This is a genomic window from Pseudoalteromonas sp. R3 (assembly GCF_004014715.1).
Classification (GTDB): domain Bacteria; phylum Pseudomonadota; class Gammaproteobacteria; order Enterobacterales; family Alteromonadaceae; genus Pseudoalteromonas.
On the sequence record NZ_CP034835.1, the window covers coordinates 683,870 to 701,335 of the forward strand.

General features: G+C 47.9%; 14 protein-coding genes. 8 read left to right on the top strand and 6 right to left on the bottom strand.

Annotated features, from left to right (window positions below; genetic code table 11):
- Window positions 1-14 precede the first annotated feature (14 nt).
- Both ELR70_RS07930 and ELR70_RS07935 read left to right on the top strand, forming a co-directional pair.
- Window positions 15-2,711, top strand: a complete 2,697-nt coding sequence (locus ELR70_RS07930) for a TonB-dependent receptor (RefSeq protein ID WP_054014465.1) — start codon at window positions 15-17, stop codon at window positions 2,709-2,711.
- A 29-nt stretch (window positions 2,712-2,740) separates the two neighbouring features.
- Window positions 2,741-5,215 carry an REJ domain-containing protein gene (locus ELR70_RS07935; RefSeq protein ID WP_054014466.1) on the top strand — a complete coding sequence of 825 codons (2,475 nt, stop codon included), beginning with the start codon at window positions 2,741-2,743 and terminating at the stop codon, window positions 5,213-5,215.
- A gap of 100 nt (window positions 5,216-5,315) precedes the next feature.
- Here ELR70_RS07935 and ELR70_RS07940 read toward each other — a convergent pair whose 3' ends face one another.
- The 4 genes from ELR70_RS07940 to ELR70_RS25370 form a co-directional block, all read right to left on the bottom strand.
- Window positions 5,316-5,684 carry a hypothetical protein gene (locus tag ELR70_RS07940; RefSeq protein WP_054014467.1) on the bottom strand — a complete coding sequence of 123 codons (369 nt, stop codon included), beginning with the start codon at window positions 5,682-5,684 and terminating at the stop codon, window positions 5,316-5,318.
- Between the two features lie 47 nt (window positions 5,685-5,731).
- On the bottom strand, window positions 5,732-6,328 hold the full coding sequence (locus ELR70_RS07945) for a hypothetical protein (RefSeq protein ID WP_054014468.1): 597 nt from the start codon (window positions 6,326-6,328) through the stop codon (window positions 5,732-5,734).
- Window positions 6,329-6,454: 126 nt separating this feature from the next.
- The gene (locus ELR70_RS25365) at window positions 6,455-6,991 is read right to left on the bottom strand and encodes a hypothetical protein (protein ID WP_241566363.1); all 537 of its coding nucleotides are present in this window, start codon (window positions 6,989-6,991) and stop codon (window positions 6,455-6,457) included.
- Window positions 6,988-7,953 (bottom strand): calcium-binding protein, encoded by a 966-nt coding sequence (locus tag ELR70_RS25370; protein WP_241566364.1) that lies wholly within the window; start codon window positions 7,951-7,953, stop codon window positions 6,988-6,990. The genes ELR70_RS25365 and ELR70_RS25370 overlap by 4 nt, the downstream gene beginning before the upstream one ends.
- 213 nt (window positions 7,954-8,166) lie before the next feature.
- On the opposite strand from ELR70_RS25370, the gene ELR70_RS07955 reads away from it, so the two are divergent.
- The gene (locus tag ELR70_RS07955; RefSeq protein WP_054014470.1) at window positions 8,167-9,456 is read left to right on the top strand and encodes an FG-GAP repeat protein; all 1,290 of its coding nucleotides are present in this window, start codon (window positions 8,167-8,169) and stop codon (window positions 9,454-9,456) included.
- Window positions 9,457-9,643: 187 nt separating this feature from the next.
- Here ELR70_RS07955 and ELR70_RS07960 read toward each other — a convergent pair whose 3' ends face one another.
- Both ELR70_RS07960 and ELR70_RS07965 read right to left on the bottom strand, forming a co-directional pair.
- The gene (locus ELR70_RS07960) at window positions 9,644-9,943 is read right to left on the bottom strand and encodes a hypothetical protein (protein ID WP_054014471.1); all 300 of its coding nucleotides are present in this window, start codon (window positions 9,941-9,943) and stop codon (window positions 9,644-9,646) included.
- Window positions 9,944-10,071: 128 nt separating this feature from the next.
- On the bottom strand, window positions 10,072-10,458 hold the full coding sequence (locus tag ELR70_RS07965) for a hypothetical protein (protein WP_054014472.1): 387 nt from the start codon (window positions 10,456-10,458) through the stop codon (window positions 10,072-10,074).
- Between the two features lie 179 nt (window positions 10,459-10,637).
- Between ELR70_RS07965 and ELR70_RS07970 the strand changes: the two genes are divergently transcribed.
- The 5 genes from ELR70_RS07970 (at window position 10,638) to ELR70_RS07990 (ending at window position 17,446) form a co-directional block, all read left to right on the top strand.
- Complete coding sequence (locus ELR70_RS07970; RefSeq protein ID WP_054014473.1) at window positions 10,638-11,798, top strand: helix-turn-helix domain-containing protein; 1,161 nt, start codon at window positions 10,638-10,640, stop codon at window positions 11,796-11,798.
- A gap of 388 nt (window positions 11,799-12,186) precedes the next feature.
- Window positions 12,187-12,537 (top strand): hypothetical protein, encoded by a 351-nt coding sequence (locus ELR70_RS07975; RefSeq protein ID WP_054014474.1) that lies wholly within the window; start codon window positions 12,187-12,189, stop codon window positions 12,535-12,537.
- Between the two features lie 69 nt (window positions 12,538-12,606).
- Window positions 12,607-13,215, top strand: coding sequence for a hypothetical protein (locus ELR70_RS07980; protein ID WP_054014475.1), 609 nt, complete (start codon window positions 12,607-12,609; stop codon window positions 13,213-13,215).
- On the top strand, window positions 13,215-14,330 hold the full coding sequence (locus ELR70_RS07985) for an efflux RND transporter periplasmic adaptor subunit (RefSeq protein WP_054014476.1): 1,116 nt from the start codon (window positions 13,215-13,217) through the stop codon (window positions 14,328-14,330). Before ELR70_RS07980 ends, ELR70_RS07985 begins: the two co-directional genes overlap by 1 nt.
- A gap of 8 nt (window positions 14,331-14,338) precedes the next feature.
- Window positions 14,339-17,446 carry an efflux RND transporter permease subunit gene (locus ELR70_RS07990; protein ID WP_054014477.1) on the top strand — a complete coding sequence of 1,036 codons (3,108 nt, stop codon included), beginning with the start codon at window positions 14,339-14,341 and terminating at the stop codon, window positions 17,444-17,446.
- The last annotated feature ends 20 nt before the right edge of the window (window positions 17,447-17,466 follow it).

Below are 17,466 nucleotides of genomic sequence, written 5' to 3' on the forward strand. Positions count from 1 at the left end.
CGGAACCTAGTTTAATGCACAACCGCACGTCCTTACCTTTTATTCCAACTATGTTGGTCGCGGCCCTGAGCTGCGCTTGCCTGCCCGCTTTTGCAAACGAAACCAATCTATTGCCACAAACGGTCGAGTTTCGTCTGCCCGCCGGTAAGCTGGGTGATGTGCTGAACATATATTCGCGCCAGGCCAGGGTGACCTTATCATTTGAAGAGCAGCTGGTTGCAGGGATTACTGTACCAGCGATTTCAGGTCAGTTTGATAGCCAGACCATGTTACTGACTTTGCTGAGCAATACTAATTTACAGGCCATCCCTGTTGGTATGGGGGCCTGGATAATCCAGCCCAAATCCACCGAGGGCGTTGTGACTCTTGATACCATCCAGGTCGAAACACACAGTGACAGTGCTAAAGCCAAAACTTTTCAAAGCTCAGCATCTGTCAATGTGGTGACCAAAGAAAACATTGAGCGTTTTCGCGGCACCAGTGTCGGGGATATTTTTCAGGGGGTATCCGGTGTTTTAGTTAGTGAAAACCGTAACTCGGGTGGCCTGGATATCAATATTCGCGGTATGCAAGGGCAAGGTCGGGTGCCGGTTGTGATCGATGGTAGCCGTCAGGAAACAACTGTATATCGAGGATATTCAGGCGTTTCAAGTCGCAGCTATATTGACCCAGATCTGATTGGTAACATGCAGATCAACAAAGGCCCGACTATGAGTGCGTCAGGCACCGGGGCTACAGGTGGTGTTGTAAACGTTAAAACTCTCAGAGCAGAGGACATTGTAGCTGAGGGAAAGTTAAGTGGTTATCGGGTGCGCCTGAGTGGTGTAGGTAACAGCACCGAAGCCCCGGAGCCAGGCACTTATGCCGGTTACTATCTGCCACGCAATGCTTATCGGTCTGATTGCCGCTTTCCTGAGTATTGTGAAGAGCGCTACCTGATGCCCGAGCACTTTGCGCCGCAAGCAGGTATGGATCGTCCATCTCTGTTTGACTTTTCGAGTTATGCCATGAGCCTGGCTGGCGCACAGCGTTTTGATTGGGGCGATGTGCTGATGGCTTATGCACATCGCAAACAGGGTAATTACTACGCAGGTACAAACGGGCCGTCACCCAGACTGCACTACAGCGAGCCTCAAAAGCTGGCCTGGTACACCGAAACCGAAGTAGCAATGGAAGGTGCATCACGTTTTCGAGCGGGTGAGCGCATTCCCAATACTAATTTTGCCAGTACTTCATGGTTGCTTAGTACGACTCTGGCCTTGCCACACGACCAAAGCCTTGAACTGAGTTACATTCGCTACGACAGTCAGTACGGTGAAATGATGCCTTCTCAGATACGCTCATTCGGCCAGGCTCGTCAGTGGCTGGATAGTGAAGTTCTGAATCAGACCTATACCATCTCGTATGGCTGGCAGCCAGTGGAGCTGGATGGCATCGATCTGGAGGCAAACCTGTGGCACACAGATACGGTAACGGATCTGAATACGCCGGGCGTGGGGTCGATTGAGCTCGAATCAAACACGGCGCGCACTGATGCCTATCAACGTTGGGGAGCGGACGTCTCTAATACCATGCGTTTTTATCCAAAAGGTGAGTTGAAGTGGTCCTACGGCCTTGCCGGGCAATGGGAAGATATGGATACAGACACACCAGCAGACAGCGGATTTTATGCAGGCTCAAGAAGTGGCTGGCGGGATGAATACAGCGCATTCACCAACGTGATCTGGCAGCCCTGGCAGGCTTGGACTTTTGAAGCTGGCCTGCGTTATACCCGTTTTAAGTCAAAAGATAACAATCCTTTACCATTGAGCACCAACGATCCTGCCTGTGAGAGTGATGGCAGCGATGGGTGTATGGCTGTGTTTTATCGTAACGAGCATTCAGGCGGTGCGCCCATGTTCACCGTTACCTGGGGGGTTGCTGAACATACCCAGCTTTATGTGCGTCATGCCAAAGCGCTGCGCATGCCAAGCTTATTTGAGAATACCTCCGGGTGGTCTGTGAGTCCGACTCTGGATATTCCTGTTAAGCCAGAACGTGCACTGAACCGCGAGCTCGGGATTAACTATTTCAATGAGCAAGCATTCAAATGGGGGCATCAGATTGGCGCTAAGCTGGCTGTGTTTAATAACCATGTCGACGACTACCTGACGAGAACCCAGCCAAACGCCTGGGAGCAAACTCAGGGAGGGTTAGACTTTTTCCGCTTGCGCAATATTGACAGCCTGACGCTCAACGGCATGGAGATGAACCTCAGTTACGATGCCAGCGCCTGGCTGGTTGAATTGAACGGAACCCGCTACAGCAAAATTGAAGTGTGTAATGTCGGTAGTTACGTGCGCTACTACTGTAACGATTGGGGTCTGCCACAAAGCTATATCAACAACATGATCCCGCCAAATTGGCACGCCAGCATGCACCTAGGTCTGAGACTGATGGAGAAAAAACTGGAGGTGGGAGTGCGTGGTACTTTAATGGGTAAACGAAACTCAATTCCTAGATATAACGCACCAACTGGCTTTAATCAGCCCGTGCTGTGGCACAGCTATCGCCTGATTGATTTTTATTCTCGCTACAAGTTTAACGACATGGTCGCAGTGGACCTGACCATAGACAACATCACGGATCGTTATTACCTCGATGCTTTGAGTCTCGGCTTAGTACCAGCTCCTGGCAGAACTGCAAAACTCAGCTTAACCCTCGAGTTTTAACCTCTTTTATCCTGACAATGGAGACACATATGAATCGCGCACTCAGTATACTGGCTGCATTAGGGGTATCTGTTACCTTGACTGCCTGTGGTGGCAGCTCTGATGACACGCAAACAACAACGCCGTCAACGCAGACTTCCGGCAATGCTGGTTCAGGTGCAAACCTGGTTAAGCCGGTTGCAGCGATCACGACAGCATCGACGCTTGATAACACCTTCTCTGTTGAGGACGGCAGCGTCAAAGTACAATTAAGCGGCGCACAGAGCTCTGGTGCTGAAAATAGTACCTTAACCTATGACTGGAAAATTACCACGTTACCGGCCTTTAGTAAGGCGACTTTAAGCAGCAAAGACGGCGTGAATACTGAGTTTGAAGCGGATCTGCCGGGTGATTATGTGATTACGCTGGTAGTCAGCGATGGTGAGGTTAGCAGTGAAGTGACCCGAATACAGTTTAAGGCAACCAGTAAAAAGCCGGTTGCGGTCGTGCCAAAAACGCACTACCGGGTTCCTCTGGGCACTTATTCGTTGGACCTGGATGCCAGTAACAGTATCTTGCCAACAGGTTCAGCAGGTGAGCTAACCTATACCTGGAAACTACTCGAAAAGCCGGCAGATAGCGCGGGTCAGCTAAACAAAGCAAATAACGATGTGGCGTCAATTGAGCTGGATGTTATCGGTGACTATAAAATGCAGCTGGTGGTTAGCCTGGGTGACAACAAAAGTGAGCCGGTTGACATAGTTGTAAGCGTTGAAGCCGCAAATGTGGCACCTGTGGCTAAGGTAGAAGATGTGACTGTCACGCTGGGTCAGACCGTGGTGCTGGACGCACATGAAAGCTACGACCCGGAAGGTAAGGCGTTACAATATCGTTGGCAATGGCCATCAAGGGCGGTTGAACCGAGCAACGCCCCTGTACCTGAACTGACAGGTGATAAAACCAGTGTTGTGAGCTTTACACCGCTTGCTGCGGGGGAATACACCATGACCTTGTTTGTGTTTGATGGTGACCGCAAGAGTGAGCTCACTGAAGTGAAAGTAACGGTTGAAGCGAACCCTAATGCACAAACCAATGCCGCTCCTGTGGGTGAGGTACAGGCGACGGGTTACTTCCCATCGTACAGCATAGGTGAACAAGAGCTGGGTCTGAGAGCTGAGTTTAACTTTGTCGGTTACGACCCTGAAAATGATGACATGCAAATTGTGGATGCTCAGCTGATCACAAAACCTCAGGGAAGCACTGCAGAACTGGTCGATATCGGGTCTTGGAAGCCGCTGGGTAAAAAGATCCAAAAGCTCGATGTGGTGGGCGATTACATCGTCCGTATGACAGTATCTGATGGTGTTAATGAGGTGACACAGGAAGCCAAAATGGTGGCCAGGATTGGCAATGTGAATGGCCAACCTTCTACACGTAGTGTTGACGCTCAGGCAAAGTCTGTGATTGTTGGTAACGATTTGGTCTTCGATGCTTCCAGCAAAGACCCAAATGACGATCCGATGACTTTTCACTGGGAGTTGATTGATAAACCAGATGGCAGCAATGCGGTCATTGAACCTGTGATTGAACCTGAATCGCAGGAGTATCGACGTGCTAAGGTGAAGACCGATGTGCCAGGGTCCTATACTGCCCGCTTAATTGTTGAAGATGACCGAGGTCTGCGAGCTAAATCGTATGCACAGGACAGTGGTTTTGCGAAAGTATCGAATTCAGTGCCAGAGATCAGAACTGTGGTATGGGCGCGCAGCTGGAGCCGGTTAAGTGCTGGTGAAGATTATTATCAGATCTTACCATGTATGTCTTTGCTGCATCGTCCGGTTGTGGTTGATGCCGACGGTGACGAAGTGTATACCCATGAAGAACTGATCAGCACGCCTGCTTCTGGTGGTAAGTTTACCAGCTATCCGGACGAAGCTGATTGTCCTGACAGTCGTGGTCAAGTCTTCACTAAACCAGGTACTTATGTATTTCGATATTCTGCTACTGACCTGATAGATGATGCTGAAGACTATGACTTTGTCGTGAATGTCGATGCGATGGAAGATGCCAAAGGTGTTCGTTTGCGCAGTCTGAACGAAGACAATGAAAGCTTATGGTACCCGCTACCGTATGAGTATAAACCGCCTTACGCGAGTGACTTTTACGCCAGCTCCAAACCTCACTTGACAGAAGGCGCTGTACAGTGGTCTTTGACTGCAGTTGACAGCGATTACACGATTGAAAACGTCAAGGTCAGTCACATCAATGGTGGTCTTGCCAGTTTGACTCCTTACTTTGAGGGACTGAGAGAAGGCACAGTAATTCCAAAAGGGGGTGAACTGGACTTTCGTACCATCATACCTGCGGTTCCTTGTGTTCGTACTGAAGACAGAGCGGAAGGGTTCCACTTCTCTTTCAATATTAAAGAAATACCCGAAATTACGTACGTATATGAAACCTGGCGTGCAGCCAGCGACGGCATTCTGAGCGAATGGAGAGAGTGTAAAGCTGGCGAATTGAACTAAATCATTGAGAGCAAAAGCAAGCCAAAGCGCGTTAAGGTAGCTTAACGCGCTTTTTTATATCTGATAAATGACAGCAAGCAGCACTGTAAATTTGGGCCGTTTATTTCACACTTAAGGTGAGCAGACTTACCACTGCAAACAATAGCCATGACCAGTGCTTACCTCTTGATAAAACCAGCGCCAGCAAGCTGTGAAGTGCGAATGTCACCGCAGTGATTTGCGCAAGCGTAGCTGCGGTAAATCCGGGTGATGCCAGTGCAATCAACAGTGCGGCAAACCCCAGCCAGGCGATGGAGGTCAGGTGCCAGGCAAAGCGTAGCGTGCGAATGGTAAAGTCACTACTGCCAAACAGCTGTGGCAGGTTATCGCGCTTAAACAGCCGAATGAGGATAAAGCGCTCACCAAGGTAGGAGTGAGCCAGTGAAACCAAAATTAACAGCGCAGCTGCGAGGTAAAGCAGAACAGTCATAAACAACCTCCGGGTTTATAAGTTATTACATTCATTTTCTTTCGAGGCTAAGCTCGGCATTGTTCAGGTGTCAGCGTCAGCAAGGTGCACAGTGCTGCTCTGATCATGTCATCTGTTACCGGCTGAGTCTTCTGTGACGGGAAAACATATCCGCTTTTTGCCGTTTGATATAAGTTGAAGACTGAGGTTGTATGTTGTGTCAGTCGCGTTAACGCTTCTTCCGTCAGGCCATCATGGCTGCAACCAAAATTTACGCTGTGCGTATAGTCTCCCTGGTCAAAGTTGGCCTGGATTAGTATTTGGTATGATTCAGGTGTCGGGCCTTCACGGGTAAGGCTGAACTGAATTGGCGTATTCACACCGGATAACTGAAAGGACTGCTGGAATTTTCTGTCTGTTGTTCGAATGATCGTTAACTCGCTGAAAACAGAGCTGTCTGTCTGGCCTGTCCTGTTTGGCCAGTTTCCTGTCGATAAGTGATTTCTGCAAGTATGCCAGATCAATTGGTAACTGGGCATCACCACCTGGGTACGAATAAAAGACTCGGTGTAGCGTTCGGTGTCTGGCTGATTAACCTGTGTTGGTGAGGTCATGCACCCGCTGAGCAAAGCAGGAAGCAGGTAATAACCGGGGTGGGTGTTCATTGGATCACAATCCTTGGCTCAACAGACTTCCTTTGTACCTTATTTACACAGATATGGCTATGCCTGACACGAATGTCTGAGCAAAAGCTCCTGACTGGCGTCCCTGCCAGTGAGAACAAAGCGCAATTAACTACAGCTAATTGAGTCACCGCTGCTGTTATAACAGGTCTCAGTTTGCTGAATGATGTGACGGCACATATAGGCCACATTGTTTTCCATACAGTTAAAATAAGTGCCATAAATGCCGGAGTTCCCGACATTATAATCAACCCGCCATTCATAGTAAGAATATGGCAAAGTAGACTGGTCGTTCAGCCAGCGCCCAAAGACGGCACTGGATACAATGTCGTATAGCGGCGTAGGACGCACACCCAGGCTGCGCCAGCCATTGTTATAGCCAGAGTACTCACCAGACATTTCAACTACCGCGTTGGCAGCCTCGTAATAGGGGTTATTAAAGTTACTTCTGTTATCTACCTTAGACAGCAAACCCTGATAGTCTTTTACCCAGGTGGTGCCTTCACAGCTGTTCAGAAACACCATGCCCTTATCATCGCCTTTACCACAGGTGCCCTGAGGGGCAGCGTCGGCACTCCAGATGTAGTCGGCACTTTTTCCACCATGGATTTTGGCCTCAAAGCCACTGGAAGAAGTGATGATCACATCATTGTCTTTACCGCCTTCCTGATTGGAGTTTTCGCTATTGGTAAAGAGGATATCATCGCCGTTATTACCCCAGGCTTTGTGCCAGCGCAGCCCGTTGGGGTTGCTTTCACCATTTTCGAACAAGGCATCGTTACCATTGCCCCGTGAAGGCGGTCTTCACGGCCACCATTACCGGTCAGATAATCATTGCCATCTTCACCATACAAAGTGTCGTTGCCTTTGTCGCCGCTGAGCACATCGTGCCCCGCACCGCCGTAGAGTTTATCGTTGCCATCCTTATTGCTGTTGCAACTGCTCTGCTCATAAATATAACCATTGTTGGCATTGGCCAGACGACAGCCACCGCCCAGATAATCGTTGTCGTTGCCACCATAAAGTACATCTGTACCCTGACCACCCATCAGCAAGTCGCCGCCATCATCGCCCCACAGGGTGTCGTCGTTGTAGTCACCAAACAGTTTGTCATGATGGTTGCCGCCCTTGAGCTGGTCGTTACCCCAGCCACCGTGAAGCGTGTCGCTGCCATCTTCACCAAACAGCTGGTCGTTACCACTGTTGCCCTTGAGCGTATCGTTGCCCTGGCCACCATAAAGGCGATCGTTCTGATTGCCCGAGATCAGGGTGTCGTTACCATATTGTCCGTATAAGGTTTGCGGCACCGAAATACTGCTGGCATTGAACGAGTCGGAACCGTAACCCAGGCGCGCTTCAAGGGCACTGATCTGGCTCATAAAGAAGACTTCACAGCTGCTACTGCTACCCACTTTACGGGTCACAGTCAGGGTATCGCCCGATTTACTGAGGGTGAACTGTTCGCTGTGGCGTGACCCCGCAACTTTCAGCGTATCGCCGTCCAGATAAGCCGAGGCACCACCGGCAAGCCCGCTACAGGCCGCCATCGCCTGGCCCGAGACGCTCAGCGAAACCGCCAGACAGAGCGCATTTAACTTGGTATTCATTGTGAAATCCTTAGTTTTTATAGTTTTGTGTTGTTCCTGCCTTAGGGTAGCGGACAAATTTGCATGTAATATGGAGCTGACAACTTAGGATAACAGGATGAATCCGCATGCCGGCGCTTGGAAAAGTCTCAAGGAGCACTGTCCAGGCTATTGAAAAATAGTAAAAAATCAGACAAGTTATGCAGGACTCAATAAAAAGAAAAAGGAAGGAACGTGACAGTAAGAACTACGGTAAAGCTGAGCCTTTGTACCATACTGACGGCACTGGCTGGTCACAGCGTTGCACAAGACAGGTTGCTGGCCAATGATGGCAGGGCGCAAGATTATTTTGGCTACGGTGCGGCAATTGACGGCAATACGGTGCTGGTGGGCGCACACCAGGCTGATGTGAATGGCATTAAAGATGGTGGTGTCGGGTATGTGTATGTGCTCGGTGATAAAGGCTGGCAGCAACAGGCTAAGCTGATCGCCTCACCCCTGTTCGCTGACGACACGCTGGGTGGCAAGGTGGTTCTGAATAATCACACCGCCATGCTCGGTGGCATGAGGCGCGATGATAAAGGCGAAGATGCCGGCGCTGTGGTTGCTTTTGAGCGCTATGCCGATAAATGGACACAGACGCAGATTTTTACCGCGCCCGATGCCAAACCCGGAGATGCCTTTGGCCAGAGCCTGGCATTAACAGACACGACACTGGTCATCGGCGCACCACGCAACGATACAAAAGCGAATGACGCGGGCGCGGCCTATATTTTTCAGCGCACAGTGGATAGCTGGCGCTATCACAGCAAAATCACCGCCAGCGATGGCGCTGCGGGCGACTTATTTGGCATCGACGTCGCGATAGACGGTAACACCATTGTAGTTGGCGCTGACTTACATGATAAAACCGCAGAAAACGCCGGCGCCGTATACGTGTATGTGCTCAAAGATAATCAGTGGCAACAACAAGCCAAGCTGATGGCCGCTGATGCAGGTAAAACCGATATCTTCGGCGTCAGGGTTGCGATTTCCGGTGATACGGCGCTTATCTCCGCACGCAGAGATGATGTGGAACATCTGGGGGTAGATGCCGGCTCTGCTTATATTTTTGAGCGAAAAGGCACACGCTGGACCGAGGCTCAAAAACTCACTTCGCCTGATGGCTCAGCCGATGACCGTTTTGGCCGCGGTGTGGCACTCAGTGGTGATACGGCGATTATCAGCGCGATGAACCATGACGCACAAGGCAAAGACACCGGCGCGTTATATGTTTATAAAAAGCACGCTGATGGCTGGTACTATTCATCCAAAGTGGTCGCAAAAAATGCGCAGCCAGGCGATCAACTCGGCTGGAATGTCGGTCTCTCCGACGGTAAAGCTGTGATAGCCACCCCACATCATGACGCCAATGGCAAAGAGTCCGGTGCGGTCTACGTACAGGACCTGAACCAGTACAGCGCATTTCATATTGAAAACCGTATTTCTGTTGCGGAGAAAGGGAAAGTGAAGTCTTCGCAGTAATTAAACTCAAAGCAAACAGACGTTAGAGTGGGTTATGCTCTGAGCAGAAGCCGAAATCTGACGTCTGACTAATTGCCGGGATCAACAACGATGCCTTAATAAAGCAATGGGTCTAAAGTTAAAACTAACAATGGTGTTTTTGGCTGTGTGATTGATTTATGGTGCCCATGCGCTTGCAGAGAGTGAACTATGGGGTTAAATAGGCCAGCCATTCTTTCGCATTAGCAATGATAAACTCGTAGCTAAGACCGTTTATCAGCGTAACTCTGATTGCCTCTGTCGTTACAGGCAATACACCTGCGCCCTTACCATAACACATCTCTATTTTTGATATGGCGCTTCGCTCAATATGGTACGGCCCTAATCCGAACTTTTTATTCAACGGCTCGAAAATCAAGGCTTCTTTTGTTGCTGAGAGTTTACCTTCAGAGCGGGCGACGCCGTTTTGTATTGTTGCAATAGAAACGCTTGTTGAAGTTTTATTCATGGCTTTCCTTTTAATGAATAAGTGGGTTTTTATTACGGGTGGTTTTGATAAGTCAGCTATTTAAAAGCGATGTGAACTTTAACAAGCAGAGGTTAACATCAGCCTCTGCTTGTCCGTGCTTGTGTCCTTCAATGCTGAGTACTATATGCCTTTTGACTGCCAGCGCCTTTTTTCCACTGAATTGTGCCAGATAAAGAAAACGCCAATATTATTCCCATTAAAATAGTCGTGACGACTTTCGCTACCCATGGATCTTGCACCGCGAACGCTGCTGCGTAACTAAACGTGAGTATGTTCGCGAACAGAGAAGTAAGGTGAATTCTGAAGCTTGTTGCTTGTTCTTTTACCCTTGCAATGTTGAATGTGCAGGAGATCAAAAATGCGATGACCATACCTGGGTTGCTCATCTGTTCTGGCGTTAGTTTAAAATTAAGGCTTATAAATACTATAGCGCCATATGCCACTGCGATTACGATAACAATGTAATTTAATAATAACTCTACCTTTGACTTCATACTTAACCTCTGATTTGTTGGTGTGGTTTTGTATGTTAAGCTCGAGTCGAGCGCTTTTCGGTGATACTGGCCAGTATGGACTGTTTATTTTTATCTTTTTGATTTATCTGTTTTTAATTTCTTGTTGAAAGGTGCAAAGAGGCCAGGTTGGACGTGTTTTTGAATACAAGGGAGTCTTGATGTTCAGTTTTAGTAATATCGTTGCTTTAGGCTGTATTCAAGCCTGCATTCAATCCTTGTATCTCTTGAGGTTTTCTGGTCCGGGCAGATGGCTTGCTGCTTTTATACTGCTTGTTTCAATCAACATGTGTGTTGGCTTCTATGTAGACAGTGGTCTTTTTGAATCGGATATGCTGCTTATAACTATGTGGGAGCGATTAAACAGTTATTTGTTGTTGGGCCCCATTTTTATGGCGTTTGTAATGACAATGACAAATTCAGCGTATCGCTTTGATAAAAAAGATGCGATCCACCTATTACCCTTTCTTGTGTGGGTAGGGTATTTCATTTCAGTATCACTGTATGAGCAAAGTGATTTCCTGACTGAGCAAGCTGTAAACTTACAAACGGTATCAAGCAGACCCTTTACTGAGCGGTTTTCCATAATATCCCTGGTAACCGCAGGGCACTTTTGTCTTTATCTGGCCTATGGTAGTTGGCAAATTTTTATGTTTTGGCTGAAACAACGCGACAGCAGTATTTTTCGCCAACTGTGTTGGCTGCTTTGTGTCACTATGATTTGTTATCTGATGATGTTGAGTGTGTTTATCGTTTCTGTGACAGCCGTAATTATGGAACTTGAAAAATCAGATTGGCTGATTGCTTTGAGTTATTTGTCTACGGTGGCAGGCATCTTTTCTTTAAGTTATCTGTTGATTTGCTATGGGAGGCCTGCTGGCTTTATTCGTGCTCTCGTAAAGAGGGAGATGACTGATACTGATAAAGACTCCGCAGAGCAAATTAAACCTGAAGTATCAGCACAACAGAAAAGGCTTTTAGTGTTGGTTGAGCAAGAGCTCAGGACGAACAAGCACCATTTACAACCTGATTTCAGCCAAATTCAACTTGCAGAAAAACTGAATATAAGCAGACACCAGCTGTCTGACGTGTTGGCCCTGCATTCCTCAGGTGGCTTCTATGAGTTGATAAACAAATTAAGGGTGGATGCGGTGATTGAGGAACTGATAAAAAGGCCTACAAGTGACAGGTTAATTAGTATTGCCTACGATTGTGGGTTTAATTCAAAATCTAGCTTTAATCAGGTGTTTAAAAAGTATACTGGTAAAACGCCAAGTCAGTACCGTGATCTGGTTAAAACAAGTGAGGCAGAATCACGCTAAGAGGAAAAAGTGCATAATGCACCATTGCGTTCCATTCATGCATGGCTGTCATGTGATGTTAATGCTATCCCTTCGTTTAAAAGCGCTTTTACTTTACTGATAACGATGGGTATTTTCCCCAGTAATAATCTACTCTGTACATCCAAATCTGGAATCCCACATGCCATCTAGTCTGGAAAATTGTTTTCCAAGCCTGTACGGTACTACTACTAGCTGCTCAAAAGTGAAAATTGGCAAAACGAGTTCGTTCACTCAAAAAGAAGCCGCGCCAACTGCAACGTAAAAGAAAACCCTGGATAGTTGGCGGTTGAATTTTAGAAAATTAAAAATTGAGCTCGATTTATTTCAGTGGTAGGATTTTGGCAAACTGTTAATCTTTAGTCGCCTGATGCATAAATTGACTCTCATTCTGATCATGCTTTGCATTCTGAGTACCCAGGTATTCGGAAGCGTAGCGTATGAAGGTGAGCATAAGTCTCAGGGCGATGCGCATGCTTTGTTGCACGAAATTGGTCAGCCACACAGCCACGACCATGATGATGAGGGTGAGTTCAGCCTCTCGTTTTCAAAAGAAGCCGTAAAGCACATCAACCAAGATCTTGATTGTTGTACCACGGGTATCGTTGAAGTTTCACCCTACTCAAAATCTGAAGTAAAACCGACAGGCCCGATTGCATCAATTAGTGCTGATTGGTCGCCTCCTTTTATAAAACATACCACACCTCCCCCCAGAGCTTAGTCCAACTTAACTTTTCGTTGTCAGTGACTTGTGTCAGCTGGCAAGTGTTTTGTTTTTTTTGGATTAACTATGTCTTTTACATTGAATATGCTGCGTATGGTGCAGCTGAATGCGAACGTTATTTACGCTGCGCTGATCGCATCGTTATTTGTGGTTTCCAACACGATGGCATCACCCGGGGCGCATGGTCCGAATGGTGAACACCTGGATACGCGAGCGAAAGTTGCGAGTTCCACAAATCCTAAGTTTGAGAGCTTTACAGAAACTTTCGAACTAGCAGGTGAGCTGTTTGAAAATGAACTCGTTATTTACCTTCATGACTTTAAAACCAATACCCCAGTTGCGCATGCATCAGTGGATCTGGAGCTTGGCAATTTAAGTGCAAGTGCCGAATTTTCTGAGCAATTACAAGCTTATGTAGTTACACAGCCTGCAATGCTTTCTCAGTTAAAACAACCTGGGTTACATGAAATTGTTTTAACCATTTTGACTGAACACAGTGGTGATTTATTAGTTGCGAATTTAGAAAACCATCAGGCAGTTGAAGGTGCCGGCGCTCACGCAGATTCTGAGCACGATGAGCATCATCATGACCTCCCATGGCTGATGATTGCATTGTGTATTGGTGTGTTCGTAGCCGGATTGTGTCTGGGTCGTATCTCAAAGGAGCGCAAATAATGACGTTTAAGCATGCTGTATTGTTCTCATTAAGCTTATGTTCGCTCAGCGTATTGGCTTCTCCCGGGGCCCATGGACCCAATGGCGAGCACCTCGATCAAAAACCAAATAAGGTTGAAGGCGCATTAGGTAAACAAGCTGACGGCTCCGTCATTATGCCGATGAAGCACCAGGCATTACTGAATGTACGCACTCAGTTTGTGCGTGAGTCTGAAGTGAAAAAACAGGTTCGCCTGGATGCCATTGTTAAACCTCACCCTGACGGGTACGCAAAAATTCAATCCAGCAGTGACGGCCGATTGGACGCGCCGCAAACGGGTATCCACCCAACTGGTGCAAAGGTACAAGCTGGGGATGTGCTGGGGCTTATCCGTTACCAGGACACCGCATACGAATTGGCAAGCCAAACCAGCGAGTTAATCGCTATTCGCAACCGCATTGATCAAACCAATCGCGATGTGGAGCGCTTAAAAAAGCTGGGAGATTTAGCCTCGAAACAAGCGTTAGAGCAGCTGGAAACGGAGCTGTTAAGCTTACAACAGCAAGCGCAAGCACTGCAAAAAGGCCTAGAAAAACCAGAGGTACTGATTGCACCTATCTCAGGTGTACTCATTAACCACACAGTCTCCAGAGGGCAGTGGGTTGAAGCAGGCGAAGCGTTATTTGAGATCATTGCCCCTGAGCAGTTTTTAGTTGAAGCCAGCACCCGTGATTTTGCGTTAACTCAGCAGCTAACATCTGCGAAAGTTGTCGAGCAGCCTGATATTTCACTCAATTACCTTGGTTTTTCACCTGAGCTGGTCAACGGCTTAGTGCACCTCAACTTTGAGCTGTCACAGGGCCAGGATAATACTAACTTGTTTATTAATCAGAGTATTAGCATACAGGCGCCGATTGATGAAAAGCTCAAAGGCATTGTGATCCCTGCTGATGCGGTCGTACTGAGTCAAAATAATTTGCCACAAGTGTGGATTAAGCTCTCGGCAGAGCGCTTTTTGCCACAGCTCATTCGTTATCAACACCTTGAGCCTGGACTTGTGTTAGTCACTGAAGGCTTAGGCGCAGATAACCGCGTTGTGGTTGACGGTGCATCACTACTCAACCAGGTGAGATAGGCGGTAAGATGTTTAATTTATTAGTCAAAAGCAGCCTTAAAAACCGTTTGGTTGTGCTCTTGCTGGCCTTTGTCATGATGGCTTACGGCGTTTTGCAAGGGCAAAAACTGCCGGTTGATGTCTTTCCAAATCTGAACAAGCCCGTGGTCACCGTACTGACTGAAGCAGGCGGTATGGCACCTGAAGAAGTCGAGCAACTGGTGACGTTTCCACTTGAGAATTTGCTCAATGGTGTGACTGGTGTCACGCGGATCCGTTCAACATCAGGCATTGGTTTATCCATTGTTTACATTGAATTTGAGTGGGATACGGATATTTACCGCAATCGCCAGCTGGTCTCGGAGCGGCTGGATTTGGCCTCAGAGCAATTGCCTGCGGGCATAACCTCGGTGATGGGACCGGTATCATCCATTATGGGTGAAGTCATGTTAATTGCCTTGCCTGTTGATGAGCAGGGCGATACCGATGCAATGGCTGCCAGAGAATATGCCGATTTTGTTTTACGACCACGTTTACTGGCTATTCCTGGTGTTTCGCAGGTGATCCCGATTGGTGGTGAAGTCCGTCAGCTGCGTGTTTCGCCGGATACGGTGCGTATGCGTCAACACAAAGTGAATTTAGAATCGCTTCAGGCCTCTGTCAGTGATTTTGCCGCTAATTTTGGTGGTGGCTTTGTGGATTTGAACAATCAAGAGTACCTAATTCGCCATCAGGGGCGTACCTTAGATGTTAACCATCTTAAAAGCCTTGCGGTTGGCTGGCACGAGGGGCGTCCGGTGTTGCTATCCGAAGTCGCATCGGTGAGTTATGCCGCAGCTGAAAAGCGCGGTGATGGTGGCTTTAATGGCAAGCCCGCGGTGGTGATCAATGTGCAAAAACAACCTAATGCCGATACGGTTCAGTTAACAACGCAAATTGAAGCGGCGCTGGCTGAATTAGAAACGGGTTTACCAAAAGGTATCGCGCAGCCGCAGGTCTTGTTTCGTCAGGCCGACTTTATCAAATCGTCAATTGATAACGTCACAGAAGCCCTGCGGGATGGCGCAATCATGGTCACAATTGTGCTGTTTTTGTTCCTGCTCTCAGTTAAAACAACCATTATTTCACTGATTGCCATTCCGCTTTCCTTGGCTGTCACGGTGTTGATTTTCCAGTGGCTAGGTCAAAGTATTAACGTGATGACGCTGGGGGGGCTTGCGATTGCGATTGGCGAATTAGTGGATGACTCCGTGGTGGATGTTGAGAACATTCTGCGCCGTTTAAAACAAAATGCACAATTGCACTCGCCAAAGTCAGTATTTGAGGTGGTCTGGCAAGCCAGTGTTGAGGTACGTTCGGGCATTGTCTACGCAACCGCCATTGTTATCCTGGTGTTTTTACCTTTGTTTGCGTTACCCGGTATTGAGGGACGGTTGTTTTCACCGCTTGGCCTGGCCTATATCGTGGCGATCCTCGGCTCGTTATTAGTGTCTATGACTGTCACGCCGGTGCTGTGCTACTACTTGCTGCCCAATGCCAAAGTGATCCATCAGGGTGACAGCTGGCTGGTTATTAAACTTAAGCATTTACAAAGTCTTTGGATTGACTGGGCGTTGCCTAAGTCAAAGCAATTGATAGCAGTAACAGGCCTTGTCGCGGTTATTTCAGCGGCCAGTATCACACAATTTCCCCGCGCGTTTTTACCTGCCTTTAACGAAGGCTCTCTGGTGCTCGGCATTATTTTTGAGCCGGGTACATCGCTGAGCGAGTCAAATAAAATGGGCCATTTAGCCGAGTCTCTGCTGTTGTCTGTGCCGGAAGTCACACAGGTTGGCAGGCGAACGGGTCGCGCTGAGTTAGATGAACATGCTGAAGGGGTTCACTCGTCTGAAGTGGATGTTGATTTAGTGCCATCAGCGCGCAGCCGCGAAGAAGTCCTCGCTGAAATTCGTGACAAGCTATCTGTATTGCCTGGACAAGTTGCCATTGGCCAGCCAATTTCGCATCGACTTGATCACCTGTTGTCAGGTGTTCGGGCTCAACTCGCGATAAAACTCTTTGGTGATGATTTAGAAGGGTTGCGGATCAGTGCTGAGCGGCTGCGTAAAAAGCTCGAAAGTGTGCCTGGCCTGGTTGATGTCAATATTGAAAAACAAGTACTTATTCCGCAGCTGAGTGTGCGTTTAAAATATGACGAACTGGCCAAATATGGCCTCACACCGGGCTCTGCACTGCGTCAGTTGAATATGCTTACCGAAGGCACCAGTGTTACGGATGTCATTGATGGGGTGAAGCGCTTCGAACTGGTGCTCAGGCTGGAGGATGCGGATCGCACACCCAGTGCCATCGCCAATACCTTGATTGATTCACCGGCGGGAGCCATTCCGGTCTCGTATATTGCAGATATTCAATTACAAGACGGGCCTAACCAGGTGCTCAGGGAAAATGGTCGCCGTCGCTTAGTGCTTTACGCCAATAGTGAAAATGTTGATGTAAAACAGTTGCTAAGTTCTGTTCGAGAGATAGTGGCGGAACATCAATTACCCGATGATAGTTTTATCAGTCTGGAGGGGCAATTCTTAGCACAGGAACAAGCCATGCGTTTACTGATCGTGCTTAGCGTTTTGTCATTCGCATTAATCTTTCTGGTGCTCTACTTACGTTATCAGTCAATGGTATTTGCAGTCATCATCATGTGTAGTTTGCCGATGGCCTTGATTGGTGCGGTGTTCGCCATGTGGTTAACCAAAACCTCACTATCGGTGGCCTCCGTTGTTGGTTTTATCACGCTTACTGGAATTGCAGCACGCAATGGTATTTTAAAAATCAGCCATTACTTAAATCTAATCCGCTTTGAGGGGGAGTCATTTGATAAAACCCTGATAATACGCGGCGCAAAAGAACGATTGTCTCCGGTACTGATGACGTCAATGGTAACGGCGTTTGCACTCATTCCGTTACTGTGGGCAGCAGATCAGCCTGGTAAGGAAATACTGCATCCGGTGGCCATTGTTATTTTTTCCGGCCTGATGAGCTCGACTCTGCTGGATACCTTATTGACCCCCTTGCTGTACTGGAAATTTGGTAAAGGACCAACGGAGCAATGGCTCAACAGTAATTCAAAAGAGCTAATTTAATAAACCAATGCCCCTTTGTG